The organism is Serratia sp. (in: enterobacteria) (assembly GCF_046715635.1).
Classification (GTDB): Bacteria; Pseudomonadota; Gammaproteobacteria; order Enterobacterales; family Enterobacteriaceae; genus Chania.
In genome coordinates this window covers 1-9,117 of the sequence record NZ_JBKJYW010000183.1, presented here as the reverse complement: position 1 = coordinate 9,117, position 9,117 = coordinate 1, and the positions used below count along the sequence as shown (strand labels likewise).

The following is a 9,117-nucleotide window of genomic DNA, read 5'->3' as shown; positions in this document are numbered from 1 at the left end:
GGCATGAAAATTTTATTGGTCGATGACGATCTGGAACTTGGCACCATGCTGAGCGAATACCTGACGGCTGAAGGATTCAACGCGTCCCTGGTGCTGACCGGCAAGGCCGGAGTGGATGGCGCACTTTCTGGCGATTATATTGCGATGATCCTCGACATCATGCTGCCGGATATGAGCGGTATTGACGTGCTGCGCGAGGTACGCAAAAAGAGCCGCCTGCCAATTATCATGCTGACGGCCAAGGGTGACAATATCGACCGGGTGATCGGGCTTGAAATGGGCGCCGACGACTATGTGCCCAAACCTTGCTATCCACGCGAACTGGTGGCACGCCTGCGTGCGGTGCTGCGTCGGTTTGAAGAGCAGCCGGAGGCGGTGGATAAGGTTTCTGTCCTGAGCTTTAACGAATTGACGCTCAACCCGTCCACCCGCAGCAGTGCGTGGCAGGGGAAGGTATTCGATCTCACCGCCTCAGAGTTCAATTTGCTGGAATTACTGCTGCGTTCGCCTGAACGAGTAGTGTCGAAGGATGAACTGTCAGAGAAAGGTCTGGGGCGGCCACGCGAGGCTTACGATCGCAGCGTGGACGTGCATATCAGCAATATCCGCCAGAAGCTGGGCGCGCTAACCGATAACCGATTGAGCATTGAAACCGTGCGCAGTATCGGTTACCGCATCAGGTAATGCCGATGCGTGGAAGACTGTTCTGGAAAATACTACTCGGCTTCTGGCTGACGTTTATCATCATGACCCAGGCGCTGTGGGTGACGTTTACCTTTTACGGTAATCGTCATGAAGTCCCGGAAAACAGCATGACCTGGCGTATCGCTAATCTGCAACTGACCTCTGCGGCTTCGGTATTGCGCAGTAGTGGGATGCCCGCGCTGAACGCAATGGTTGCCAAATGGCCTGAAACCGAACGCCGCTTCCTAAGCGTGACGCCTGCCTTCAAACCATCACTTGAAGAGCCAGGCCAAAACCCTGCAACCGACCGGCCAGCGAAAATGATGGTGGAATGGGTAACAGGTGCGGATAACCAGGGCTACCGGTTGAGCTACGATCTGGAAGGACTGCGCGCCGAATATCGGCCACCCAAGCGCTGGCGCCTGCTGAACATTCCGGAGCCGATGGTGTGGGTCGGTGGGCTGGGGGGGTTGTTGTTCAGCGCCATGTTAGCCTGGAACTTGACGCGCCCGATGCGCCAACTGCGCGCCGGTTTTGAACGGGTAGCGCAGGGCGATCTGGCGGTGCGGTTGTTCCCGGCAATGCGGCGGCGGCATGACGAGCTTTCCGAGGTGGCGCGTGATTTTGACAGCATGGCGGAACGGCTGGAGGTGCTGGTCAGTGCCCGTGAGCAATTGCTGCACGATGTCTCCCATGAGTTGCGCTCGCCATTGGCTCGCTTGCAGCTAGCGATTGGCTTGGGGCGGCAAAACCCGAACAACGTGGAGAACTCGTTGCAGCGTATCGAGCATGAAGCCGGGCGGTTGGACAAGATGATTGGCGAACTGCTGGCGCTGTCACGCACCGAGAACAGCGGCCTGTCTGATGATGAGGAGTATTTCGATCTCTATGGGCTGGTGGAGGCGGTGGTTAACGATGCGCGCTACGAGGCGCAGATCCCCGGCGTAGAAATCGTTTTACAGGCTAGTTCCGAAGAGGAATACACCGTGAAAGGCAATGCCGAACTGATGCGCCGCGCGGTTGACAACATTGTGCGTAATGCCCTGCGCTTTTCCAGCCACGGCCAGCGTGTGACGGTGGTACTGACGCGTATCGACCAATTGTTCCAGATCCAGGTCAGCGATCAGGGGCCGGGCGTGGAGGAGTCGAAGCTTTCCAGCATCTTTGATCCCTTTGTCCGGGTAAAATCGGCGATGTCAGGCAAAGGCTATGGCCTGGGTTTGGCAATCACTCGCAAAGTGGTGCTGGCCCATGGTGGGCAGGTTGAGGCACATAATGGCGAACAGGGTGGCCTGGTGATCACGCTGCGGGTACCGCGCTGGCCCTCACCCCAACCCTCTCCCACAAGGAGAGGGAGCTGATGATCCCTACTCGTTTGGAAGTAAAGCGGTCATCTCAGCAAACTCGACCGCCTCATCATCCAAGGTGAGGTATGGGTTAGCTTGGTGCTCAGACTCAATATTTTTCTAACGGTTCAGCAATGTCGGTGCTGTTCATATCGTCGAAATTGGCAGGAATGCTCCCCTTGCCTTTGAGGAAACCCAGCTTGCGCTTAGGTTTATCTTCCCTGTATGCGATGACCTTAACTAGAGTATGACCATTTTTTGCGATCTGCACGGGCTCACCAGTACTAGCAACTTCCTGGACAATTCTAGACAGGTTGGTTTTCGCATCACTAATGTTAATCTTTTGCATAAAAAGACCTCGTGTTTTAGCGGCTTTATTGGTCTGGTCACTAAGGGTAGAGCAGCAAGGCTGTGTGTTTCAAGCGAGACAGGCTCGGCATGTGCCCGTACGGATGAGCTAGGTGTTGATTTGACAGCAACCTGAGGCGGTTTGATTTTAACGGTAATGCTGCTTATCCAGATCGTACTTTTTCATCCGCAGATAGAGCTTCTTACGTGGGATGTGTAAATACTCGGACACCTCATTAATCCGCCCCTGATGCAGGTTCAACGCCTCGGTAATGATCTGGCGCTCATAGTCTTCGATACGCTGATCCAGCGGTGCGGGATCGGATCCGTGCAACAGCGGATTGGCAGTTTCTGCCAGTGGCATCACCCCGACGGCAAACAGTTCTGCGGCATTAGCCAATTCGCGCACGTTATTCGGCCATACCCTTTTTACCAAACGCTTAATCAGCTCGGCTGGCAGATCCGGCAACGGATGGTTAAGGCGCAGGCAGGCCTGCTGCAGATAGTGGCGGAATAACGGCTCTATATCATCGGGGCGCAGAGACAGCGGCAGGCAGGCGATTTGAGTCATGGCAAAGCAGTAATAGAAATCGGGCAGGAGGGTATGCCCAGCGGCCAGTTCCACCAACGGTGAAGTCCCAATGCCGATCAGCCGGAAAGGCAGTGGGTCTTGTCCCTGGAGCTGGATCAGCCGCGCCTGCTGGGTGATAGACAGGTGCTCGAGGTGGCGTAAAATCAGCGTCCCGCCGCTTACCTGCTCAATCCATTGTTCTAACGGTGCTTCGCCCCCCGGCGTCAATTCACCCACGATCAACGGCTGTTCGCTACGATGGCTCATACGGTGTAAATAGCGGGCTGCCAACGTCCTGCCGACCCCTAACTCCCCTTGCAGGTAAACCGCCAAATCGGTTTCGGCTACCTGCTGCAAACGCACTCGCAGCTGCTTTACCCACTCACTACGGCCAATCAGATTGCTCTGCAACTGTTCCTGCTGCCAACGACGACGGGCAATGTAAGAGCGTCTCTGGGCCAGCGCGTTGGCGACCTGTTCGAGCAGTTGGGCCGGGTTGACCGGTTTTTGCAGGAAGTCCCAGGCCCCTTTTTTCACTGCTTCAACCGCCATCGGCACATCGCCATGACCCGTGATCAACAACACCGGCAAACAGGCATCGTGAGCGAGCAGTAGCGCCATCAGCTCAATCCCGGAACAGCCAGGCATACAGACATCGCTGATCACGATCCCTGGCCACTCCTCACCGAGCATTTCCTGTGCCTTAAGCGGGTTATTACAGGCCTGAACCTGATAGCCTGCCTGGTTGAGCAGCATGGTATAGGCATCGAGGACGTCAGCATCGTCGTCGATTAACAGAATTTGCGCTTGTTGGCTTAACATGGTTGACCCACCGGTTGAAACTGTAAAACGACGCAGGCGTTCTGCGTCAGTGTAGAGGCCAGATGCAGGCTGCCGCCCATTTGCTGCATCAGTGAGAGCGAGATGGACAAGCCAATCCCCAAGCCCACCGATTTGCTGGTGGTGAAAGGTTTAAGTAACGATTCAGCCCGTGCCAGCGGCCAGCCTGGCCCGTTATCCCACAGCATGACCTGCCAACCGGACTCCTGGCGTTGCCAGCTTATCTGCAATAGTGGCCGCTCCGGACAGGCATCCAGCGCGTTACTCATCAGATTGACCAGCACCTGCTGAATGCGCACCTCGTCACCTAATACGTTTGGTGCACCTTCCGGTAGCCGCAGTTCGCCCTGCAACGGTTGGTGGCGAAGAGCCAGCAACTCCCAGGCAGCAAGTAATGACTGGCGTAAATCAACGGGCTGAGAGGGGCTATCCTGTTCGGTTCGCCGGGTGAATTGCCGCAGCATGCGGATAATGGCATCCATACGGCCAATCAGGCCATCGGCCTTGGTCAGGGCCCGCGTAGCCGCCTCGGGCTGCTGTTTCTCCACCGCATGGCGAGCGGTAAACAGGTACATAGACAGGGCATTTAGCGGCTGGTTGATCTCATGAGCCAGGGTGGTCATGGTCTGCCCAACCACGGCCAGCTTGGCGGCCTGCACCAGCTCATCCTGTGTGGCACGTAGATGCTGCTCAATGCCCTTACGTTCGGTGATTTCCTGCTCCAGCCGGGATTTTTGCTGATTCAACTGGCCTAGGGTACGCCGCAGCAGGCGTGCGATACGGCCCAGTTCATCGCCACCGTAAACCGGGATCGCCGCGTTGGTTTCCCCAAGGCCGATACGTACCACCACCTGGTTGAGCAGGGTAAAGCGCTTGACCAGGCGGGAACGGATAAAGTAGTGATTGAGCAAATACACCAATAGCATTGCCAGCAGGGTGGCGATCACAATTAGCCTGCCGCTGACGCGGATGATTTGCTCCAGACGGTGGTTAAAGGTCTGCATCTGGCGGTGGCTGTTACTCAGTTGCGATTCCAACTGCGTGCGGAAGCGGGTAAGCGTGGCCTCCTTGGCCTGAGTGGCCAGCGTAAGTGCCTGTTGCGCCTGGTGATAGTCTTTCATCGCCGTAGGCATACTGTTTTCGGCAATACCGGTCTCCAGCAGTTCGTCGATGGTTTGCCGCAGCGTGATGGTACTGGGATGAGCCTGTAAACCCTGCATATTTTCGTTAGCCGTTCTTTGCAGATAGGCGAGGTAGCGCACATGCTCGGCAACCGAAGTGGGTTCTTCACTGCCAGATTGCAGTTCGTTGAGGCGATCGCGCAGAGCATCGGCGATCTGATTCTCGATGCGTGCCAGGGCATAGACTTGCTGCTGCTCACTTTGCACCTCGCGCAAACTGGCCTGCAAGCGGGGGAGTGCCTGGCCAGAGCCTGTCTCCATCTGATCGAGCAAAGCCCCCTGTTGCCAACTGAAATCCTGTACCAGCGAATTCAGCTCGGTGGTGAAATCATCATGTAGCCAACTGATGCGCGCGGCGATCTCATTGACCTTTTCCCTGGCGATAAACATGTTGTACAGCGCGTTGTCCAATCTGCTCAACAACTGGCGGCTTTCTGCCAGCGTCGCCTGAATTTGCTGACGTTCAGGGTTATCCAACTGCATGCTGGCCTGCTCGATTTGCTCCAAATGACCAACGATCTGATTTCTTAATTGCAGGCGGGCATTGGTATTGGCGGCCTGCAAAAACTCATTAAGCTGATCGACCAGCGTATTCAGATTGCTTTCGATCACAAACGAAGATTGGATGCGCGGAAAGTAATCATCCAGCGCATAGCGGACCTGCGAGCTTTGCTCATGCCAGGAGTACAGGCTGACCCCACTGACGGTAAGCGTCAGCAACGCGCCGGTGAGAAACGCCCCCCGCAGGCAGGCGCTGATGGTCAGGCGTTTGAAGAAGCGCGGCAATAAACGGCTCATTTTAACTCTTCCAGCGCCTTGATGGCCTTTCTCTGCTGCTGCTGAAAGAACAGTTGCCATTCCATGACCTGCTGCTCGCTCTCGCTTCGTGCCTCAAACTGTTTCAGATACTGCGGATCTTCGCTTTGTGCCTGGGTGACAGGAATGGCGGTCAATAACGCGCGGATCTCCGGCAAAGGCCGTTTGAGGCGGCTTTCTGCGCCATGCAACGCTTTCCAGGCGTCCTTGAGCTGAGACAGGCGGAAGCTGATGGCCGTATCAAACAGCTTTTGTACCAGGCGCTGACGTTGTAGGATCAACGAGTAATTCAGCGGCGGCCGCTGTAACAGCTTTTGCTGCTGCGCGAAACGTGGGCTGTCTGCCGGCAGCGTAATCACCGGGTATTTCCCCGTGCTGGTATCGGCCAAGACCCGTTGTCCTTGCGGGCTGAGTAGAAACTGAATAAAGCGCCGGGCCTCGGCGGGGTAATGGCTGTTGCTCGTCACGGCTATATAGGTGGGAGAGGCAGCCGCCTGGGGGAAATAATGGAAGGCCAGATGCGGATCGTCGAGCAGCAGATTGGCATAGTTGTCGATAATCGGCCCGACGGAACCCAGGCCGCTTTTGACTTTATCCGCCACCCCAAAGCTGCGTGAAGAGATGGTGATCAGGTTACCGGCCACCGATAGCATCGTTTGCCAGCCAGATTGCCATCCCCGCTGTTGCAACAGCGACTCCACCATCAGATGGCTGGTGTCCGAGCGGGAAGGGCTGCTCATCAGCAGGGCCCCTAGGTAGCGGGCATCGGTCAGATCGTCCCAATCCTCTGGCAGCGGTAGCCGTTTCTCTGCCAGATTGGTGCGGTTGATCAGCAGGCCAAAGCCCGAAATAGCCACCGCCACGGCGGTATTGCGGATAGGCTCAGGCACCAGCCGTTGTGACTGTTCCGGGGCACCCTCATAGTTGGCCAGACGCTGATGCTGTTGCAGGTGCTGGAGCAGCATGGGGGAAGAGGTCAGTACCAGATCGACGTTGGTACTACTGGTGTTGTCGAGCAGTTGTTCCAGGGAGGAACTGGTGCGGTTCAGCGTGCGGATGACCACCGACTGGGGCTGGCCTTGCCAACGGCTGATGAGGTAGGCAGTCGCCTCGGGTGAAAAGGTGGTAGCCATCACCAGTTCATTTCTTTTGGCTCCGGCAACACTGGATAACAGTAAGCAGGCCATTGCCGTAAAAATGAGCGTTGCACGCATAATAAAATTCTCCCTCGACCTCATCGTTTGTGATCTTATTCATAAAATCGCAATAACGATAAAAATAACCCGCAAAACATTTGGGACAAAAACATTTTTCATGAACCAATAAAATTTGGCCGGGGTGATAACGTTGATGAAGTCAGAATATTACCATCAATAACCGAACAATACTGTTAACGCCTTCAAAAACATCATCACTTGTGGGCTGATCGAGCGTACAGCAGCAGTGCTGTAGCGCTCTGACACGGGGGGATGAGCGCAAGGGCTTTTGGTTAATAGCGCTGATGTTAATTGATGGGTCAAAACTGGGCTTATTTGTTCTGGGTTTGAGTCAGTTTTGACACATATTATGGGGCTTGTCATATCAGTGAATTAATTACACCATCCACTGCGAGCGTTATTAATAAATAGCAGGTGCATCGAGCCTGTACAGAGAAACCTCACAGGGGAATAACATGTTTTCATTATTAAAACCTGGCGCGGCGGCGAAGCGTGTTCCGCCAGAACAGGTGCAGGCAACCTACCAGCGTTATCGTATGCAGGCGTTACTGAGCGTCTTTTTGGGCTACCTGGCCTATTACATTGTGCGTAACAACTTCACCCTTTCTACGCCCTACCTGAAAGAGCACCTGGATCTGAGTGCGACGCAGATCGGCATGCTGAGCAGTTGCATGTTGATTGCCTACGGCATCAGTAAAGGGGTGATGAGCAGCCTGGCCGATAAGGCCAATCCCAAGGTGTTTATGGCCTGTGGCCTGGTGCTGTGTGCTATCGTCAACGTCGGTTTGGGGTTCAGCACTGCCTTCTGGATCTTTGCCGCATTGGTGGTATTCAACGGCCTGTTCCAGGGGATGGGGGTAGGCCCTTCGTTCATTACCATCGCCAACTGGTTCCCACGCCGTGAGCGAGGCCGCGTTGGCGCATTTTGGAATATATCCCACAACATCGGTGGCGGGGTGGTAGCCCCGATCGTCGGTGTGGCCTTTGCGGTGTTGGGCAGTGAGCACTGGCAAAGTGCCAGCTATATCGTCCCGGCTGGCGTGGCGGTGCTGTTTGCGCTGGTGGTGCTGTGGCTGGGTAAAGGCTCTCCGCGCAGTGAAGGTCTGCCTGCCTTGGAACAAATGATGCCGGAAGAAACCGTCAGGGTGAAAACCGGGGTGCAGGAGCAGGCACCGGAAAATATGAGTGCCTTCCAGATCTTCTGTACCTATGTCCTGCGTAATAAAAATGCCTGGTATGTCTCGCTGGTGGACGTGTTTGTCTACATGGTGCGCTTTGGCATGATCAGCTGGCTGCCTATCTATCTGCTCACCGAAAAGCATTTCTCCAAAGAGCAGATGAGCATCGCGTTTCTGTTCTTCGAATGGGCGGCAATCCCTTCCACGCTGTTAGCTGGGTGGTTGTCGGATAAGCTGTTCAAGGGACGCCGTATGCCGCTGGCGATGATCTGTATGGTGATGATTTTCATCTGCCTGATTGGTTACTGGAAGAGTGAGTCGCTGTTGATGGTCACCATCTTTGCCGCTATCGTCGGTTGCCTGATCTATGTGCCACAGTTCCTGGCTTCGGTACAGACGATGGAAATCGTCCCCAGCTTTGCTGTTGGCTCCGCTGTTGGCCTGCGTGGCTTTATGAGCTATATCTTTGGGGCGACGCTGGGTACCAGCCTGTTTGGCGTGATGGTCGATCAGATGGGGTGGCACGGCGGCTTTTATCTGCTGATGGGCGGCGTGGTGTGCTGCATCTTGTTCTGCTATCTATCACATCGCGGCGTATTGGCTTTGGAGCGTGAAAGGCAGCAACAGCAACAAGAGCTACAAGCGGAGCCGCTGGTAGCGCAGTAACGTCAGATTGATGACAAAGTGAGTCCGTGGTTTTGGATAAAAAAATGGCGCCGATAAAGGCGCCATTTTTACGATCGAACCGCGATTACTTCTTGATACGGATGATCGGGGTCTCGCCAACGGTGACGCTGCCGGACAGTTTGATCAGCTCTTTGATCTCGTCCATGTTGGAGATAACCACCGGAGTCAGGGTCGACTTGGCTTTCTCTTCCAGCAGGGCCAGATTGAACTCGATAATCACATCGCCTTTCTTGACGCGCTGGCCTTCTT

At 55.2% G+C, this 9,117-nt stretch carries 8 protein-coding genes; 3 read left to right on the top strand and 5 right to left on the bottom strand.

Annotated elements, in window-relative coordinates:
* The first annotated feature begins 3 nt into the window (after nt 1-3).
* Both ACLQ7H_RS09055 and ACLQ7H_RS09050 read left to right on the top strand, forming a co-directional pair.
* The gene (locus tag ACLQ7H_RS09055; RefSeq protein WP_411752374.1) at nt 4-684 is read left to right on the top strand and encodes a response regulator transcription factor; all 681 of its coding nucleotides are present in this window, start codon (nt 4-6) and stop codon (nt 682-684) included.
* A 5-nt stretch (nt 685-689) separates the two neighbouring features.
* Nucleotides 690-2,045 (top strand): ATP-binding protein, encoded by a 1,356-nt coding sequence (locus tag ACLQ7H_RS09050; protein WP_411752373.1) that lies wholly within the window; start codon nt 690-692, stop codon nt 2,043-2,045.
* 94 nt (nt 2,046-2,139) lie between these two features.
* Here ACLQ7H_RS09050 and ACLQ7H_RS09045 read toward each other — a convergent pair whose 3' ends face one another.
* From ACLQ7H_RS09045 to ACLQ7H_RS09030, 4 genes are all read right to left on the bottom strand, one after another.
* Nucleotides 2,140-2,379, bottom strand: a complete 240-nt coding sequence (locus tag ACLQ7H_RS09045) for a type II toxin-antitoxin system Phd/YefM family antitoxin (protein ID WP_411752372.1) — start codon at nt 2,377-2,379, stop codon at nt 2,140-2,142.
* A 147-nt stretch (nt 2,380-2,526) separates the two neighbouring features.
* Nucleotides 2,527-3,771 (bottom strand): two-component system response regulator PgtA, encoded by a 1,245-nt coding sequence (gene pgtA, locus ACLQ7H_RS09040; RefSeq protein ID WP_411752371.1) that lies wholly within the window; start codon nt 3,769-3,771, stop codon nt 2,527-2,529.
* On the bottom strand, nt 3,765-5,768 hold the full coding sequence (gene pgtB, locus ACLQ7H_RS09035) for a two-component system sensor histidine kinase PgtB (RefSeq protein WP_411752370.1): 2,004 nt from the start codon (nt 5,766-5,768) through the stop codon (nt 3,765-3,767). The genes pgtA and pgtB overlap by 7 nt, the downstream gene beginning before the upstream one ends.
* Nucleotides 5,765-7,000, bottom strand: coding sequence for an ABC transporter substrate-binding protein (locus ACLQ7H_RS09030; RefSeq protein ID WP_411752369.1), 1,236 nt, complete (start codon nt 6,998-7,000; stop codon nt 5,765-5,767). The genes pgtB and ACLQ7H_RS09030 overlap by 4 nt, the downstream gene beginning before the upstream one ends.
* Nucleotides 7,001-7,458: 458 nt before the next feature.
* On the opposite strand from ACLQ7H_RS09030, the gene pgtP reads away from it, so the two are divergent.
* Nucleotides 7,459-8,847: a phosphoglycerate transporter PgtP gene (gene pgtP / locus ACLQ7H_RS09025; protein ID WP_411752368.1), complete on the top strand. Its 1,389-nt coding sequence runs from the start codon at nt 7,459-7,461 to the stop codon at nt 8,845-8,847.
* An 85-nt stretch (nt 8,848-8,932) separates the two neighbouring features.
* On the opposite strand, the gene ACLQ7H_RS09020 is transcribed toward pgtP, so the two are convergent.
* Nucleotides 8,933-9,117 (bottom strand): PTS glucose transporter subunit IIA (locus ACLQ7H_RS09020; RefSeq protein WP_411752367.1); only part of this gene is annotated, 185 nt, incomplete at its 5' end.

What these genes read in the sequence shown, in the direction of transcription:
- ACLQ7H_RS09050 (WP_411752373.1), top strand. Translation starts at nt 690, where the DNA reads ATGCGTGGAAGACTGTTCTGGAAAATACTACTCGGCTTCTGGCTGACG.
- pgtB (WP_411752370.1), bottom strand. Translation starts at nt 5,768, where the DNA reads ATGAGCCGTTTATTGCCGCGCTTCTTCAAACGCCTGACCATCAGCGCC.
- ACLQ7H_RS09055 (WP_411752374.1), top strand. Translation starts at nt 4, where the DNA reads ATGAAAATTTTATTGGTCGATGACGATCTGGAACTTGGCACCATGCTG.
- ACLQ7H_RS09030 (WP_411752369.1), bottom strand. Translation starts at nt 7,000, where the DNA reads ATGCGTGCAACGCTCATTTTTACGGCAATGGCCTGCTTACTGTTATCC.
- ACLQ7H_RS09045 (WP_411752372.1), bottom strand. Translation starts at nt 2,379, where the DNA reads ATGCAAAAGATTAACATTAGTGATGCGAAAACCAACCTGTCTAGAATT.
- pgtP (WP_411752368.1), top strand. Translation starts at nt 7,459, where the DNA reads ATGTTTTCATTATTAAAACCTGGCGCGGCGGCGAAGCGTGTTCCGCCA.
- pgtA (WP_411752371.1), bottom strand. Translation starts at nt 3,771, where the DNA reads ATGTTAAGCCAACAAGCGCAAATTCTGTTAATCGACGACGATGCTGAC.